This window comes from Burkholderiaceae bacterium, assembly GCA_024235995.1.
Classification (GTDB): domain Bacteria; phylum Pseudomonadota; class Gammaproteobacteria; order Burkholderiales; family Burkholderiaceae_C; genus Ottowia.
In genome coordinates this window covers 2,543,448-2,559,190 of record JACKLI010000001.1, presented here as the reverse complement: position 1 = coordinate 2,559,190, position 15,743 = coordinate 2,543,448, and the positions used below count along the sequence as shown (strand labels likewise).

Below are 15,743 nucleotides of genomic sequence, written 5' to 3'. Positions count from 1 at the left end.
GTTTCTCCTGCAGTCGCCTCAGATGGAGCACGAGCCGCCACGCAGGATGGCCAACAGGGCCTCGTACTCGTGCCGGCTCAGGGTCATTTCGAACTGGGTGCGCTCGGCCTGCGGATGGCGGGCATCGCTGTGGCGGCTGCTGATGCGCACATGCAGCGGCTGGCCCGGGGCCTGCAGCGGGCGCACCTGGGCGCTGTAAGTCACATCACCGGCGCTGAGGAAGGGGATCAGGGTTGTCATGGTTGCCTCCGTTGGCATCAGAATCAATGGCAAGCGGCCGGCAGCGGACGGGCCGCACGGATGCGCAATGCGGCGGCGGCCTGGCGGCGCTGGGCGATCAGGCGCGCCGGCTCGCTGGTCAGCCAGTCGGCCGCTTCGCGCAGGTCGTGGCGCAAGGCTTCAGACACCTGACGCAATTCGTCCACGTCGCGGCGCAGGGCAGCCAGGGTGGTCTCGATGTCCTCGCCCAGGCTTTCGCTGAGGCCGCGCTGGTAGGCGCTGTCGACCGCGGCCTGCAGCTCGCCCTCGAAGGCGTCGACCTGCTGCTGGGCCTCGAGCCACTGCAAGGCCACGTCGTGCTCCGGGCGGTTGAGGATGAAGGCCTGCCGCTCGTGCTCGACGGCGGTGGCGTTGAATGGAAGCGTGGACATGATGGGCAACTCCGGCGGATCTGGGTATTCGGTGTTCGGTGATGGGCAAGGCTGTGGCAGAGGGGGCGAGCGGGTGGTCGCCCCGTCCTGTGCATCAGGCCGGGCGGGCCTGCAGTTCCCGACGTCGGGCGGCGATGGGGTCGATGCGCGGCCCTCGGGACGTCTTGCGCAGGGTCTTCAGCGGTCGCGGCGGCAGGCTGGCCGCCAGACCCTCGGGCACCGGGCCCGCATCGATCCAGGTGAAGCCGCCATCGCTGGCAGCGCCCACCTGCACCAGGCCGCGGCGAACCTGCACGCTCACTGCCCGGTAGCCCTTGGGCAGAGCCGTGGCGCTGACGCGGGCCGCCAGTTCGATGGCCTCGCGTTGTTGGCGCCGGTGGCCCAGCAGCTGGCGCTGGGCCTGGCGCACCAGCTCGATGCGTTGCTGGCGCTCCAGGGTTTTGTCGTTCAACAGGCGCAGCACCTTGCGGGCGATGGCCTGCTCGATGGGGTCGGCGGATTGAGATTCCACGAATGCGGTGTTCGACATGAGATAGCTCCTTTGCAGTGGATGCCGGAACACGCCGCGACACGCTGAGGGCGAGGGCAAGAGTTGTCCCCGCCCGCGTTTCGGTGCTGCATCTGCGGCGCCAAAGCTCCGCTTGGGGAGGCTTTGGGCGCAGCAAGGCGCATCACCGCGGTCGCGGCGCTTCCTGGCAGTGCTTGAACAGGCGCTAGGTCAGCGGTGCATACGCTGGAGCTGGGTGGTGAGCTGGGTCACGATGAAGGCCTCTCCGAGTCAAAGTCGTTTCCGAAAATGGCTCCCGGAATGACCCGGAGAGCCGCCGCTTTAGCCCGCATTTGTGAGTCGCCCGGCAAGATGTCGATCAAATCCGGCGACGAGGCCCGAGGGCCTCAAGAGCTTCAAACCTACCAACGAAAAAACCCGCTTCGATCCTTGAGGAGACGGCTCGCTGTTCTTGCGAGGGGCCTCGTCAACGCCAAAGCGGGTTGCATCGCTTTAGCAGGATTTGTAGCGCGCTCTGCAAGTTGATGTGGAAATCAGCGCGAGTCGTCAATGTAGTCGGTCGTGAGTGATGTGTCAAGAAAAAGATGAAGATGATGGCGACGTCGTGGGCTCACAAAGGCAAGCTGCTGCGGCCCGAATCAAACGCGTCGGGTGCCTTGAATCCGCCACCTCGCGTGTGGGTGTGATGGGGTAGGCGGGCGTGTCCGAATTTTTGTGTAAACGGGTCGGACTTCAATTGACGGAGATGCGGTCTCCGAACTGAATGGTAAAGCGGGTCAGCGCGGCCTTCCAATCCCGGATGGGCATGGTCCACTTCTGGCTGATGTTGCGCAGGGCCAGGTAGAACAGCTTGGTCAGCGCCTCGTCGCTGGGGAACGAGCCCCGGTTCTTGGTCAGCTTCCTCAGGCTCATGTTCACCGACTCGATGGCATTGGTGGTGTAGATGACCTTGCGGATTTCCGGCGGGTAGTCAAAGAACGGGGTCAAGCGGCTCCAGTTCCTGCGCCAGGACTGGCCGATGGGCAGGTACTCGGCATCCCATCGGGCCTCGAACTCTGCGAGCATCAGTTCGGCCTCCTCGGCGGTGGCGGCCGTGTAGATACGGCGCAGGTCGGCCGCCACTTCCTTGCGGCGCTTCCATGAGACGTAGTTCAGGCTGTGACGCACCATGTGAACGATGCACAGTTGCACCACCGCCTTGGGGAAGACTGCCTCGATGGCGTCAGGGAAGCCCTTGAGCCCATCGACGCAGGCGATGAAGATGTCCTGCACGCCCCGGTTGCGCAACTCGGTGACCATCTGCAGCCAGAACTTGGCGCCCTCGGTCTGGGCCAGCCACAGGCCCAGCACCTCCTTGTCGCCCGTCATGGTGATGCCGATGGCCAGGTACACCGCCTTGACCCGCACCGCGCCCTCGCGCACCTTCACATGGATGCAGTCCAGATAGACGATGGGATAAATCGGCTCCAGCGGTCGGGCCTGCCAGGCCTTGACCTCGTCGGCCACGGCATCTGTCACCGAGGAAATCAGGCTGGGTGAGACCTCGGTGCCGTACATCTCTTCGAGGTGGGCCTGTATCTCGCGCACCGTCATGCCACGGGCGTACAGCGAGATGATTTTGTCGTCGAAGCCGGCCCAGCGGGTCTGGTGCTTGGGGATGAGCTGAGGCTCGAAGCTGCCATGGCGGTCGCGTGGCACTTCGATGGGCAATTCGCCGAACTCGCCCTTGAGGGTCTTCTTGCTCTTGCCGTTGCGGGTGTTGCCAGCGGGGTTGGCCACCGCCTCGTTGCGTTCATGGCCCAGGTGCTCAGTCAGCTCAGCGTCCAGGGCTCGCTCGACCAGCAGCTTGGTCAGACCGTTCTCGCCGATGAGGTCTTCAGGCTTCTTGTAGTTGGCCAGCAGGCCAGACAGCAGTTCTTCGGGTACGTCGTGTTTCTTGGTGTTCATTGTGCTTACGGACAGGCCGGCTTACGCCGGCGGTGGATTGTCCGTTTACACAAAATTCTGCACACCCTCCTCTCTGGTGCGCCCTGGGTCAATGCGCAGACGATATCGATGTTCGTGGCCGAGCTGGCAGCGGCTGTCACGTGGAGCCTGCCGCGCGCTCCCGGTCGTCGTGGTAGCGGCGAATGCCTGCCAGAGATGCGTCAGCTGCCTTTAGTGCGGAAGAGGGCTCGCGTCAGGATCCCACAGTTTCTTGACAATCCCTCCAGAGACAGCAAAGGTTGCTTCTCGGCAGCGTTCGCGGAGGTCTTCGCACAGCGCCTGCAACGCTGTCGTGGAGAGTTGGCTGCTGAATCCTACCGCGCTCACCGCCATCAGCGGACGGCTCTCAAAGTCGAGAATGGGAGAAGAGACTGTGATCACGCCCTTGGCATAGTTGCCATGGTCGACCGCATATCCCTTCCGGCGCACTTCTTGAACGTCGCTCATGTACGTTTCAAAGCTGGGTCTGTCTTCCCAGCGCAGTTCGCTGACCTTTCGTCGCATCTCCGCCACGGTCAAGCCCGAATGGGCTGCCATGCAGCGGCCCAAAGCGGCGATATACATGGGCAGGCGTTGGCCGATGCTCATGTGTACCCGCAGAGCCGAGCCGCTTTCTGCCAAGTCTACCAACACCACACGGTCATTACGTGCGCGCTGCCACAGCGTCGTGGTGATGTTGTGGCGTTCGGCGAGCTCCTGCAAATGAGGGCGCATCATTCGCGCATAAGACGCTTTTTCAAGGGAGCCTTTGGCAAGTTCCACTAAGCCAAGGCCCATGGCATAGGTCTTGTTGGATTCATCAAAGGTCACAAGTCGCTCATGCACGAGGGTCTTGAGCAGATTGAAGCAGGTGCTGGAATTGAGGTCCAGGTCCTTGGCAATGCGTGTGACACCCATCGGAGTAGATGAGCTGGCCAGATAGCGCAGGATCTTGAGGCCGGAACTCAGAGCCCCCACAAGTTTTTCGGGAGCGGAAGCATCAGTCATGTTGAGGGCGTAGTCCGGACATATACAAACAGCTTGATCCCGCGAAGGAGACGCATGTCGCTCTATAGGCTGCGGGTTGGTCGTGGAAATTCTACCAATGGGGCGACATTGGCGTGCGCCTGCAGCCAGGCCCAGCGCGTCAAGTCGCCGCCATCGGCGTAATCAAGGCGTCCAGTGCCCACACTTGATCGCCCTGAATTGCCAACGGATTGATTTCGAGTTCGCGCAGCGGCTGCTCTAGGAACCACGCACACAGGCCGGCGATGTGACGTGACAGCGCGGGTACGTCCGCTCCCGGTTTGCCTCGGAAGCCCTGCAATAGCTTGAAGCAACGCAGGCGGCTGAGGATCTCGGAGATGTCGTCGGCAGTGGCCGGCAGCAACAGGTTGACGACATCGGGATCCAGCTCTGCCTCGACACCGCCGCGCGCCAGCGTCAGCACGGGGCCGAAGCGCGGGTCGCGGCGCAAGCCGAGCAGCAGCTCATGGTCGAATGGCAGCATCTGCTCCACCAGGACGCCCTGGACCGGGATAGCCAATTCGGTGCCTAGTCCTTGCAGCCGTTGGACGACCGCCTGCAGCGACGTGTCATCCGGGATGCGCAGGACGACGCCGCCCGCATCGCTTTTGTGCAGTAGTTGGGCCGACTGAAGCTTGGCTACTACAGGATAGGGTAGGCTCGGGGGCAGAGCATCGCCGGCTTTCAGCAGCCAGCCTTTGGGCATTTTTACGCTCTGCTGGCCGCCAAGCAGCCGCTTGCCATCCCATTCCGAAAGCAGTGCCAATGATCGGCCGTCGTCGTCCGCGCGAGCGATCGCTGTGGCTGGGGCACGCCGAGAGATTTGGGCAACGGTGCGCTTCATCTGCAAGCAGCGGGCCATGGTTTGCGTGGTCTGGGGGATATCGAGGAACACGGGAATGCCGACAGCCTCCAGCGCCCGGATGCTGCTGTCCATGGCGCCTACCCATATCACGACAATCGGGCAGTGCACTTGTTGCCGCGCTTTTGAGAGCGCCTGTACGAACGCATCGGCAATGCTATGCATCATGCCGATGAACAGTACGATCCCGTGGATCTCCTTGTCGGCGGAAAGCGCCTGCATGGTGCGGGCGATCATTGGCGTGTCCTGAAGCACGTTGCCGGTGATGTCGAGCGGATTGCTGGGATGCACGAAGCTCGGCAGCACGGGGACCAGTGCCTCGCGCACCTGCGGCTTGAGCGGCGGCAAACGCAGGCCAAGAGGTTCGCAGGCATCGGCAATCAGCACACCCGCGCCGCCAGAGACGGTAATGACTGCTAGTTGATTACCCCATGGCGTTGCCCCGTGCAGCAGCAGGCGCGCTGCATCCATCATTGCAGTGAGACTGGACGCGCGCAGGGCGCCGTGCTGTCTCAAGCAGGCGTCATACAAGGCGTCATCGCCGGCCAAGGCTCCGGTGTGCGAGGCCGCCGCCGCAGCACCCGCGCTGGAGCTGCCGGCTTTGATCGCAATCACCGGCTTGCCAGCACGGGCAGCCCGCTCCAACGCAGCGCGGAATGCATCGGTACGACGGATGTCTTCGATATAGAGGCCGATCACCTTGGTGTGCGGGTCCGCCACCAGAAAGTCTATGGCCTCCGCAGCGTCCACATCGCATTCGTTTCCGGTGGTGATCCACTGACTGAAGCCAATGCCGCTTCGCAGCACGATGTCCATCCAGTACGCCCCCAATGCACCGCTCTGGCTGACAAACGAGAACCCGCCTTGCTTTAGCGCGTGACTTTCAAGCGCCGTCGTGAACGTGGCGAGAAGGCCTGAGCGGCTGTTGGCAATGCCCAGGCAGTTCGGACCGACGATCGCGACGCCGTGTTCCTGGGCGAGTTGGGTGAGCCGCTGCTGCTGCGCGCGTCCTGCTTCATCCAACTCTGCAAACCCGGAGGAGAACACCACGAACGCCTTGACGCCCGCTGCGATGCCATCGCGGATGGCGCTTTCCACGTGGGTGGCGGCCGTGCCTACGACGGCCAAGTCCACGGGTTGACAGATGGCGGCCATGCTTGGGTAGCAGCGCAAGCCTTGCACCTCTTGCCGCCCGGGGTTCACTGGATAGATCGCACCCTGATATCCGCGCGCGAGCATGTAGGCGATAGGGCGGCCGGAGATCTTGCTGGGGTCGTGGCTCGCTCCGACCACGGCCACGCTGCGAGCGTTGAGCAAGGCCTCCAAGCGGTGGGGACTGTCAGGGAGAGCTGCTTGATTGAATGCCATTGTGAAGCTTTCAGATTCGCTATACAGAATAAAAAATTTCAATAAAGAATTAAACACCCAAAAATTTCAAAATTTTTGAGGGTTTGCCCTGGTTTGTATTCTCTGAAACGAATATATATTCTCTCAAAAGAATACAAAGCGGGAAGCCCATGAGCCTGAACTTCGCCTTCTCTCCTGAACATGAAGCGGTGCGCGACACGGTACGTCGCCTGTGCCGCGAAGAGCTGGCCCCGCTGGTCGAGGATGCGGAAGAGCACGAGCGCTTTCCCAAGCATGTGTTCAAGCGCTGGGGCGAACTCGGCCTGCTCGGTGTTCGGTATCCTGCGGCCGATGGTGGGAGCGACATGGACAAGGTCAGCGACTGCATCGTGCGCGAGGAGTTGAGCTACATGAGCCAGGCATTCGCGACCAGTTGGTCCGCGCAGACGCACCTGTCCATCTGGCCCATTTGGAAGATCGGTACCGAAAGCCAGAAGGAGCGTTTCTTTCGCCCCGCGCTCAGTGGGGACAAGATTGCTGGCTTCGCGCTGAGCGAGCCAGATGGCGGCTCCAACATTCGCGCCATGAAGACCAAGGCCGAAAAGGTCGAAGGTGGCTGGAAGCTCAGCGGCAGCAAGCTCTACATCACCAATGCCCCCATTGCCGACTTCCTGATGGTCGCGGCGCGCACCTCGCCAGAGCTCAAGCCCGACGCCATCAGCCTCTTCATTGTGGAGCTGCCACACAAGGGGTTTGACGTTCACAAGCTACGCAAGGAAGGCATCCGCGCCTCCGAGACAGCATTGATCCACATCGAGGACGCCTTCGTGCCCGACGACTGCTTGTTGGGCGAGCGCACCGGTACCTATCCGTTGTTGCTGGAGTGCCTGAGCGAGAACCGGGTGGGAGTGGCCGCCAACGCGCTGGGAATGGCGCGCGCCGCCTTCGATGCGTCCAAGGCGTTTGCCGACGATCGGATCGTCGCCGGCAAGCGCATCGGCGACTACCAGGCCGTGGCCCACAAGTTGGCCGACATGGCTGCGGACATCGAAGCAGCCCGATGGATGGTTTACTACGGCGCCTGGCTGGTCGATCAGGATAGACTGGATGCCGCGACCGCTGCCAAGGTCAAACTGGTCGCCACCGAGACCGCGCTGAAGGTTAGCGAGCAGGCCATCCGCATCCATGGCGGCGCCGGCATCATGCGCGAGTATCCGGTGGGGCGCATCCACCGCGACGCTTTCGTCTACGTGATCGGGGAAGGCACCAGCGATATCCAGCGCAATATCATTGCGCGCGACCTCGGCTTCAAGCCCTAAGGTGCCGTCGCGATGACAATGAATGCATTCATCACGGGTGTCTACGACACCGCCGTCGGCGAGTTACCCGACAGCAGCTGCATGGGCCTGCACGCCGAGGCGGCAATGGGCGCCGTGGCCGATGCCGGGCTCAAGCTTTCCGATATCGACGGCGTGCTGTGTGCGTACTCGTTTACCGAGCCGCATCTGATGCTCGGTTCGGTGTTCTGCGAGTACCTGGGAATTCACCCCGGAACCTGCTTGGCCGTGCAGGCCGGCGGCGCTAGCGCCTGCATCATGGTGATGCAAGCCGCCGCCCTGGTCGCCAGTGGCCAATGCAGCCACGTGTTGGTCGTGACCGGCGACAACCGCCTTACCGGTATGTCGCGCGATGGTGCCGTGGCGGCGCTGTCCGAAGTGGGGCATCCGCAGTTCGAGCGTCCGTTTGGCATCAGCGTGCCAGCCTCCTACGCCTTGGTGGCCAAGCACTACATGCACCAGTACGGCGTGACGTCCGAGCAGTTGGCTGCGATTGCGGTGGAGCACCGTCGCCATGCGAGCCGACACCCCAAGGCCCATAAGCGCGAACTCATCACCGTAGAGCAGGTGCTGAGTTCCAAGATGATCGCTGACCCCCTGCACATGCTCGACTGCTGCCTCATCTCCGATGGCGGCGCGGCCCTGGTCGTCAGCAGCCGCGCGGCCGCCCGCGATACGCGCGGCAAGGCCATCGAAATTCTTGGTGCAGGTCAGGGTCATACGCACGAGCACATCGTCGCCGCCCCCAGCTTGATGGACTTTGGCTGCAAGACCTCATCGGCATCTGCCTTCTCACGCGCCGGCGTGAAGGCCAGGGACATTGATGTGGCGCAGATCTACGACTCTTTCACCATCACGCTGGCCGTGGAACTCGAATCCATCGGTTTTTTTGAGCGCGGCCAGGCTGGCATCGCGGCCGCGGCCGGCGAACTGGGCCTTGGCGGCACGCTACCTTGCAACACCCACGGCGGTTTGATGTCCTATGCGCACTCAGGTGCTGCCGGTGGAATGTTCCACGCCGTGGAAGCCGTGCGCCAACTGCGCGGCACAGCCGATGCTCGCCAAGTCCAAGACGCCAAGCTGGCCTTCGTGCACGGCGATGGCGGGATCTTGTCTGCCCATTGTTCCTTGGTGCTAGGAGCCTGAAGTGAAACAGCCCACCCCCGTCGATTGCCCACTTGGTGTGGCCGCATCCCCCTCAACGGAGCGACACCAGCCGTCCGGCAAAGCCGGCCCGGCGGGTCTCCTGGTTCGGCTGTTTCATGCGTCGCGGGTTGCGCTCCGGCGCGGTGAATAACTGACATGACGACTGCAAATTACCCCTTGCCTCGACCCAACGCGCAGACGCAGGCCTATTGGGACGGCGCCGCCGCCGGCGAATTGCGTTACCAGTGCTGCGCCGATTGCGGCCGCGTGCAACTGATGCCCCGCAGCCTGTGCGAGCAGTGCCAGAGCGGCCACCTGGATTGGGAGGTCTCGCGCCGCATCGGTACGGTGTTGACGTTCACCACGGTGTACCGCGCTCCGCTGCCCGTGTTCAAAGACATGGTGCCGTATGTGATCGCCATCGTGGACCTGGATGAAGGTTTTCGCGTGATGGCGAATGCGTTGCCGCAGGGCCGTGAGGGGCTGGGGATCGGTTCCCGCGTGCGGATGGGCTTTCAGGATGTGCATGGGATTGTGCTGCCCGTCGTGGAAGCCGTACTGGAGGTGGCCTCGTGAGCGCTGCCCCGATCCTGTTTGAAGACTTTCAGCCCGGTGCCCTGATGGGGGAATGCGTGGAGGTGTACGACCTAGCGCAAACCCGGCGCTGGCAGGCCATTTTTGGCAGTGATCCTGAAAACGGTGCCAACGGGCCCGTCGAAGGTGTTTGCATGGCCGTGGTGAACATGATGCGTGCCTACCTCAACGTCGTCGTCCCTCGCCCACCCGGCAACGTGCATGCCAAGCAGCAGCTGCGCATGCACGGCATTCCTGTCCAAGGCGAATCCATGCGCGCGATCGTGGTCTGCATCCGAAAGGAAATGCGCCGTGAGCGGCGCTATGTCGAACTGCAGGTTTCGGGCACCGGCAATGGCGGCCGCAAGCTGTTCGATGGACTCGTCACCTTGATCTGGGCGGCATGAGCATGGACCAGTCAACACATGTATCGCCCGTATTGCGTTCCACGAGCTTGAGGGTGACGGAGGCTGTCATCCGTGCCTACGCCGAACTGACCAACGATTTCAATCCCATCCACCTGGACGCGGAATTCGCGGCCAAGACGCCGATGCGGCAACCCATAGCGCACGGAACCATATCGCTATGCCTGATGTGGCAGTGCATTGGCAAGAGCTTCCCGGCCCACATGCTGGGTGCGATGCAACTGGACGTTCGTTTCGTGAAGCCGGTCCACGTCAATGACGAGCTCACGGCCGGTGGCGAGCTAGACGGTGAGATATCCGGTAAGTGGAAAGTCTGGGTTCGCGCGCAGGACGGAGGCGACCGCATCGTTGGCGTTCTTCAAACCCCCGAGTCTGACCTCGGTACCTCAACAGCATGGAATGAATAACATGAAGTCCAGCAAGAAGGGCGCTGCCCAGGCGGAGCGACTCACCGCGCTCTATCGCACGATGAGCCTGATCCGTCAGGTCGAGACGGCACTCATCCGCCTGTTCGCCAACAGTGAAGTCCCGGGCTTCATTCACCTGAGCATCGGCCAGGAGGCCGTGGCCGCAGGCGTCGCCAGCGCACTGCTGCCGCAAGACTCGCTGGCGACCACCCACCGTGGCCACGGCCACGTGCTGGCGCGCGGCATGGATGTGGACGGCTTCATGAAGGAAATCATGGGGCGCGAGGGCGGCCTGTGTAAGGGCCGTGGTGGTTCCATGCACGTGGCAGACCTGAGTTTGGGCATCCTGGGCGCGAACGGCATCGTGGGCGCGGGCATACCCATCGCCCTGGGCAGCGCCATGGCGCACCAGGCGAGAAAGACCGGCGGCGTGTCCGTGGCCTTCTTTGGTGACGGGGCCATGGCCGAAGGCGTGCTGCACGAGACGCTGAACATGGCCAGCCTGTGGAAGTGCCCGCTGCTGCTGGTGTGCGAGAACAACGGCTGGTCCGAGTTTTCACCCACGTCTCGTCAATTCGCCGCCAAGCTCGAACAACTGGCGGCTGCCTTCGGCGCCAGCTACGCCAAGGTCAACGGCAACGACGTGTTGGCCGTGGCTGATGCGGCCATGCAGGGCACCGCGCAATTGCGTAAAGGCAACGGTCCCTTCGTGCTCGAGTGCATGACGACCCGGGTGCGTGGGCACTTCGAGGGCGACTCTCAGAAGTACCGCGATGCTGGCGAACTGGGGTCCGTGCACGAGCACGACCCGCTGACAGCCACGCGCGCCCAGCTGCAGGCCCTGGGGGTGGACAGCACCGCCATCGACCAGGCGATCACCGCGCAGGTGGATCGTGCTGTGGAAGCTGCCCGCGCCGACTCGCTGCCTACGCTCGAGCGCGCCATTCAAGACGTCTACACCCAAACCATGCAGGAGGCTCGTGAATGAGCACCGCCACTGAGATGCGATATGTGAATGCTGTCACGCAGGCCCTGCGCGACAGCATGGAGCAGGACCCCGCTGTGGTCGTGATGGGCGAGGACGTGGCGCACGCCGGCGGCTCGTTCAAGGCGACGCGCGGGCTGCTCGACACGTTTGGGCCGGGTCGCGTGATCGACACCCCGATCTCCGAATCGTCCATCACTTCAGCGGCAGTCGGCATGGCGCTGAGCGGCCTGAAGCCGGTGGTTGAGATCATGTTCATGGACTTCATCACCTTGTCGATGGACGCATTGGTCAATCAGGCGGCCAAGACGCGCTACATGTTTGGCGGCCAGGGCTCCGTGCCCATGGTGCTGCGCACGCCCCACGGCGGTGGCCTGAGCGCCGGCCCCCAGCACTCGCAGTGTCTGGAAGCCTGGCTGGCCCACGTCCCCGGCCTGAAGGTGGTCTGTCCTGCCAGCCCGCAAGATGCCTACAGCCTTTTGCGCGCGGCCATTGCCGATCCAGACCCGGTGATGTTCATTGAGCACAAGGCCATGTACGCCAGCAAGGGCCAGGTCGACACGGCGCAGATCGGCCGCATCGGCGAAGCCCGCATCTTGCGCGCCGGCCGGGATGTGAGCTTGATCACCTATGGTGGCACGGTCAGTGTGTGCCTCAAGGTCGCTGACCAACTGAGCAAGGAAGGCGTGGAAGTGGAAGTGGTGGACCTGCGTTCCCTCCAGCCGTGGGACAAGGCGACGGTACTGGCGTCGCTGTCGCGGACACATCGTGCCGTGGTGGTGCACGAGGCCGTGCAGGCCTTCGGCGCAGGGGCGGAAATAGTGGCCACCATCGCCGACGAAGGTTTTGACGAACTCGACGCCCCGGTGCTGCGCGTAGCTGCGCCCTTCATGCCCGCACCGTTCGCCAGTTCGCTGGAAAAGGGCTACACGGTCACGGTCGATCGGGTGATCGAGGCCGTTCGCAAGACGCTGGCCTGAACGTCCGGCCACACCTCACAACCGATTCAAGGAAACCTCGATGTCCGAAGAAAACGTCATCCTCTGCGAGCGCCAAGGCCCCGTGGGCGTTCTGACCATCAACCGCCCCAAGACGCTCAACGCGCTCAACGTGCCCACGCTGCTCGTGCTCGAAGAGAAGCTGACCGAGTTGGAGCGCCACCCGGATGTGCGCGCCATCGTCATCACCGGCGCGGGCGAGAAGGCCTTCGTGGCCGGCGGCGACATCGCCGACCTCAACAGCCGCCAGGGCCTGGCGCACTACCAGGAGTTCGCCGAGGTTATCCATCGTGTGTTCCGCCGCTTCGAGGTCTGCGACAAGCCGACCATCGGTGCCATCAACGGCTGGGCGCTGGGCGGCGGCACCGAGCTGCTGCTGACACTCGACATCCGCCTTGTGGCTGAGGAAGCCAAGCTGGGACTGCCCGAAATCACGCTGGGCCTGTTCCCCGGCGCGGGCGGCTCGCAGCGCATCATCCGCCAGGTGCCCCTGTGCCGCGCCAGGGAACTGATGTTCACGGGTGATCAGATCACCGCGCAGCAAGCCGTGGAATGGGGCCTGGTCAACCGCGCCGTGCCACGTGCATCGCTGATGAACGAAGCGATGACGCTGGCCAACCGCATCGCCGACAAGTCGCCCATAACGCTCAAGCTGCTCAAGCGCTCGCTGCGTGACGGGGCGGACATGCCGCTGTCGGCCGCCATCGGCCACGAGCAGGCCATGATCGGCCTGGTGCTGGACAGCCAGGACGCGCACGAAGGCTGCACCGCCTTCCTCGAAAAGCGCAAGGCCAATTTCACGGGTCGCTGAATCATGCGCCGCGAACTCTTGGTACCCAAGCTCGGACTGACCATGTCCGAGGGCGTCTTGGTGGAGTGGATGGTCCAGCCTGGCGAATCGTTCAAGGTGGATCAGGGGCTGTTCGTGATCGAGTCGGAGAAGGCCGCCAACGAGATCGGTGCCGAAGCCGATGGCGTCCTGCTTGAGATCAAGGTGCAGACCGGTGAGACCTTGCCGTGTGGCACGGTGATCGGCTACTGGGACGACGGCCAGCCCGGCGAGGGCGTGCCTGTCGCCAGCGCCGTCGCGGCGCCATCAGAGGCAATCGCGGCTCATCCTGCCCCGGTGCACAGCAACAACCCGCGCGTACCGGTCACGCCCCTGGCACGCCGCCTGGCGCAGCAGCAGCGCGTGGACTTGGCCAGGGTGACGGGTTCGGGCCCCCGCGGCCGTATCCGAGCCAGAGATGTGCTGGCAACAGCACAGCAGCAAATGCCAGCCGGACAAGCGCTGGAGGCCGCAGGCACGGCAAGTGCCTTGGTTCAGGCTGTAGCCGCCCCAGCGGCTGCCGTACCGGTCGAAAGCGGCACACTCCGCCCGCCGAGTGGCCTGGAGCGCAACGTGGCCCAGCGCCTCACGGCGGCCAAACAGCAGGTGCCGCACTTCTACTTGGCCGTGGACGCCGAGATGAGCGCCGTGGTGGCGCTTCGCGCCCAGCTCAACGCGTCGCAGAGCCGACAGCGCCTGACGCTGAACCACTTTGTGCTCGCTGCCGTGGGCCACGCCCTGGAGGCCATGCCCGAGATCAACTGCGTGTGGACTGACGAGGGCATCCTGAGCCTGAACAGTTCCGACGTCGGCATGGCGGTGAGCACCGACAAGGGCTTGCTGGTGCCCGTGTTGCGCGGCGTGGGCCGGCGTTCGCTCGGCGGCATCGCCGCGCAGGCCGGCGAACTGATCAGTCGTGCGCAAGCGGGTCGACTGAGCAGCGCCGACATGCAGGGCGGTGCCATCACGGTCTCGAATGCGGGCATGCATGACGTGATATACATGACGTCGATCATCAATCCCGGTCAATCGATGATTCTCGGCGTGGGCAGCATCCGCGAGGTGTTCCGTCCCGACGAAAACGGTCAGCCCGTGATTCGCCGAGAGATGGGGATGGTGCTGTCGGCCGATCACCGCGTGCTTGACGGCGTCACCGGCCTGAAGTTCCTGAAACTGGTGGTGCAGGCCTTGTCGCGACCCTTGGGTCTGCTGGTGGCGTGATGGCAGAGCAGGCACAACACTTCGATGTGGTCGTCATTGGTGGCGGCCCCGGCGGCTACGTGGCCGCGCTGCGCGCCGCGCAACTCAAGCTGCGCACCGCTCTGGTGGAGCGCGAAAACCTGGGCGGCATCTGCTTGAACTGGGGCTGCATCCCCACCAAGGCACTGCTGCACTCGGCGGACACCGTACGCCGCATTCGCCATGCCGAAGTGCAAGGCATCACCGTGTCTGAACCGCAGGTGGACTTCGGAAAGGTCGTGGCGCGCTCGCGCCAGGTCTCGCAGCGACTAAACCGGGGCGTGACGCACCTGCTGAAGAAGGCCGGCGTCACCGTCTTCATGGGCTCTGCGGCACTGCTGCCGGAGAAGCAAGTGGCGGTGACCAGCGCCAAGGGACAGCAGCAAGTGCTGCTGGCCAAGCATGTCATTGTTGCGACCGGCGCCCGCGCAAGAGAGCTGCCCATGCTGCCCTTCGACGGCGAACGGGTCTGGGGCTACCGCGAGGCCTTGTCGGCGAAGGAACTACCCAAGTCCTTGGTGGTGATTGGCGCGGGTGCCATCGGCATGGAATTCGCCAGCTTCTATGCCACTTTGGGCACGCGGGTCACCGTGATAGAGGCCGCCTCTCGCGTGCTGCCCGCCAGCGACGAGGAAGTGAGCGCCTTTGCCCAGCAGGCCATGGCCCACGAAGGCATCCAATTCCTGACGGGGGCCACGCTGGTGGCGGGGGAGTTGCTGACCGATGGCGTGCAGCTGACAGTGGAGCGTGCCGGAGAAGCGCAACATCTGAAGGCCGAACGCGCGCTGGTGGCCGTAGGCTTGGTCGGCAATTCCGAAGGCCTGGGGCTTGAGCACACCCGCGTGGTGACGGACAAGGGCCTGATCCGGGTGGCCGACTGGGGCATGACCGCGGAGCGGGGTGTCTACGCGATTGGCGATATCACCGGGGCGCCCATGCTGGCGCACAAGGCCAGCCACGAAGGCATTGCTTGCGTGGAGCACATTGCTGGACTGCGCTCAGGTGCCCAGCTCCATGTCCCGATTCCTTCGTGCGTCTACAGCTATCCGCAAAGTGCCAGCGTGGGCTTGACTCAAGCGCAGGCCCGCCAGATGGGCTTCAAAGTGCGCGTCGGGAAATTCCCTTTGGAAGGCAACGGCAAGGCCATCGCCATCGACGAGGCGACTGGCTTCATCAAGACGGTGTTTGACGAGGCCACTGGCGAGCTGCTGGGCGCACACCTCGTCGGGCCGGAGGCGACCGAGCTGGTGCATGGCTACACGCTGGCAGCCACGCTGGAAGCGACGGAAGCGGAGCTTATGGAGACAGTCTTCCCGCATCCCACCTTATCGGAAGCCATGCACGAAGCAGTGTTGGCGGCCTACGGGCGAGCGCTGCACATATGAGTCTGAGACGAGCTGGCCTGAACAGCAAGAACGGTGAGCATTATCCGAGCAACTTCCAACC

16 protein-coding genes are annotated in these 15,743 nt (G+C 63.6%); 10 read left to right on the top strand and 6 right to left on the bottom strand.

Annotated features, from left to right (window positions below; genetic code table 11):
• Positions 1-18 precede the first annotated feature (18 nt).
• The 6 genes from H6927_12255 to H6927_12230 form a co-directional block, all read right to left on the bottom strand.
• Positions 19-240, bottom strand: a complete 222-nt coding sequence (locus H6927_12255) for a hypothetical protein (protein ID MCP5218867.1) — start codon at positions 238-240, stop codon at positions 19-21.
• Positions 241-263: 23 nt separating this feature from the next.
• A complete protein-coding gene (locus tag H6927_12250) occupies positions 264-650 on the bottom strand; it encodes a hypothetical protein (protein ID MCP5218866.1) in 387 nt (128 codons plus the stop codon).
• 94 nt (positions 651-744) lie between these two features.
• Positions 745-1,179, bottom strand: coding sequence for a hypothetical protein (locus H6927_12245; protein MCP5218865.1), 435 nt, complete (start codon positions 1,177-1,179; stop codon positions 745-747).
• Positions 1,180-1,890: 711 nt separating this feature from the next.
• A complete protein-coding gene (locus H6927_12240) occupies positions 1,891-3,105 on the bottom strand; it encodes an IS256 family transposase (protein MCP5218864.1) in 1,215 nt (404 codons plus the stop codon).
• A gap of 210 nt (positions 3,106-3,315) precedes the next feature.
• Positions 3,316-4,131, bottom strand: coding sequence for an IclR family transcriptional regulator (locus tag H6927_12235; protein MCP5218863.1), 816 nt, complete (start codon positions 4,129-4,131; stop codon positions 3,316-3,318).
• Between the two features lie 139 nt (positions 4,132-4,270).
• A complete protein-coding gene (locus tag H6927_12230; GenBank protein ID MCP5218862.1) occupies positions 4,271-6,379 on the bottom strand; it encodes an acetate--CoA ligase family protein in 2,109 nt (702 codons plus the stop codon).
• A gap of 149 nt (positions 6,380-6,528) precedes the next feature.
• On the opposite strand from H6927_12230, the gene H6927_12225 reads away from it, so the two are divergent.
• The 10 genes from H6927_12225 (at position 6,529) to lpdA (ending at position 15,682) form a co-directional block, all read left to right on the top strand.
• Positions 6,529-7,677, top strand: coding sequence for an acyl-CoA dehydrogenase family protein (locus H6927_12225; GenBank protein ID MCP5218861.1), 1,149 nt, complete (start codon positions 6,529-6,531; stop codon positions 7,675-7,677).
• Between the two features lie 12 nt (positions 7,678-7,689).
• Positions 7,690-8,841 (top strand): thiolase family protein, encoded by a 1,152-nt coding sequence (locus tag H6927_12220; GenBank protein MCP5218860.1) that lies wholly within the window; start codon positions 7,690-7,692, stop codon positions 8,839-8,841.
• Positions 8,842-8,997: 156 nt separating this feature from the next.
• A complete protein-coding gene (locus H6927_12215; protein MCP5218859.1) occupies positions 8,998-9,417 on the top strand; it encodes an OB-fold domain-containing protein in 420 nt (139 codons plus the stop codon).
• Entirely contained in the window at positions 9,414-9,821 is a 408-nt protein-coding gene (locus tag H6927_12210; protein ID MCP5218858.1) for a hypothetical protein, read from the top strand. The genes H6927_12215 and H6927_12210 overlap by 4 nt, the downstream gene beginning before the upstream one ends.
• Before the next feature lie 2 nt (positions 9,822-9,823).
• The gene (locus H6927_12205) at positions 9,824-10,246 is read left to right on the top strand and encodes a MaoC family dehydratase (GenBank protein MCP5218857.1); all 423 of its coding nucleotides are present in this window, start codon (positions 9,824-9,826) and stop codon (positions 10,244-10,246) included.
• Between the two features lies 1 nt (position 10,247).
• Positions 10,248-11,234 carry a thiamine pyrophosphate-dependent dehydrogenase E1 component subunit alpha gene (locus tag H6927_12200; protein ID MCP5218856.1) on the top strand — a complete coding sequence of 329 codons (987 nt, stop codon included), beginning with the start codon at positions 10,248-10,250 and terminating at the stop codon, positions 11,232-11,234.
• The gene (locus tag H6927_12195; protein MCP5218855.1) at positions 11,231-12,211 is read left to right on the top strand and encodes an alpha-ketoacid dehydrogenase subunit beta; all 981 of its coding nucleotides are present in this window, start codon (positions 11,231-11,233) and stop codon (positions 12,209-12,211) included. Before H6927_12200 ends, H6927_12195 begins: the two co-directional genes overlap by 4 nt.
• 40 nt (positions 12,212-12,251) lie before the next feature.
• Positions 12,252-13,040, top strand: a complete 789-nt coding sequence (locus H6927_12190; GenBank protein MCP5218854.1) for an enoyl-CoA hydratase/isomerase family protein — start codon at positions 12,252-12,254, stop codon at positions 13,038-13,040.
• A 3-nt stretch (positions 13,041-13,043) separates the two neighbouring features.
• A complete protein-coding gene (locus tag H6927_12185; protein ID MCP5218853.1) occupies positions 13,044-14,279 on the top strand; it encodes a 2-oxo acid dehydrogenase subunit E2 in 1,236 nt (411 codons plus the stop codon).
• The gene (lpdA, locus tag H6927_12180; GenBank protein MCP5218852.1) at positions 14,279-15,682 is read left to right on the top strand and encodes a dihydrolipoyl dehydrogenase; all 1,404 of its coding nucleotides are present in this window, start codon (positions 14,279-14,281) and stop codon (positions 15,680-15,682) included. The genes H6927_12185 and lpdA overlap by 1 nt, the downstream gene beginning before the upstream one ends.
• Positions 15,683-15,743 lie beyond the last annotated feature (61 nt).

Coding starts and splice junctions, on each gene's coding strand:
- H6927_12195 (MCP5218855.1), top strand. CDS start 11,231: ATGAGCACCGCCACTGAGATGCGATATGTGAATGCTGTCACGCAGGCC.
- H6927_12235 (MCP5218863.1), bottom strand. CDS start 4,131: ATGACTGATGCTTCCGCTCCCGAAAAACTTGTGGGGGCTCTGAGTTCC.
- H6927_12215 (MCP5218859.1), top strand. CDS start 8,998: ATGACGACTGCAAATTACCCCTTGCCTCGACCCAACGCGCAGACGCAG.
- H6927_12200 (MCP5218856.1), top strand. CDS start 10,248: ATGAAGTCCAGCAAGAAGGGCGCTGCCCAGGCGGAGCGACTCACCGCG.
- H6927_12225 (MCP5218861.1), top strand. CDS start 6,529: ATGAGCCTGAACTTCGCCTTCTCTCCTGAACATGAAGCGGTGCGCGAC.
- H6927_12205 (MCP5218857.1), top strand. CDS start 9,824: ATGGACCAGTCAACACATGTATCGCCCGTATTGCGTTCCACGAGCTTG.
- H6927_12190 (MCP5218854.1), top strand. CDS start 12,252: ATGTCCGAAGAAAACGTCATCCTCTGCGAGCGCCAAGGCCCCGTGGGC.
- H6927_12240 (MCP5218864.1), bottom strand. CDS start 3,105: ATGAACACCAAGAAACACGACGTACCCGAAGAACTGCTGTCTGGCCTG.
- lpdA (MCP5218852.1), top strand. CDS start 14,279: ATGGCAGAGCAGGCACAACACTTCGATGTGGTCGTCATTGGTGGCGGC.
- H6927_12185 (MCP5218853.1), top strand. CDS start 13,044: ATGCGCCGCGAACTCTTGGTACCCAAGCTCGGACTGACCATGTCCGAG.
- H6927_12250 (MCP5218866.1), bottom strand. CDS start 650: ATGTCCACGCTTCCATTCAACGCCACCGCCGTCGAGCACGAGCGGCAG.
- H6927_12230 (MCP5218862.1), bottom strand. CDS start 6,379: ATGGCATTCAATCAAGCAGCTCTCCCTGACAGTCCCCACCGCTTGGAG.
- H6927_12220 (MCP5218860.1), top strand. CDS start 7,690: ATGACAATGAATGCATTCATCACGGGTGTCTACGACACCGCCGTCGGC.
- H6927_12245 (MCP5218865.1), bottom strand. CDS start 1,179: ATGTCGAACACCGCATTCGTGGAATCTCAATCCGCCGACCCCATCGAG.
- H6927_12255 (MCP5218867.1), bottom strand. CDS start 240: ATGACAACCCTGATCCCCTTCCTCAGCGCCGGTGATGTGACTTACAGC.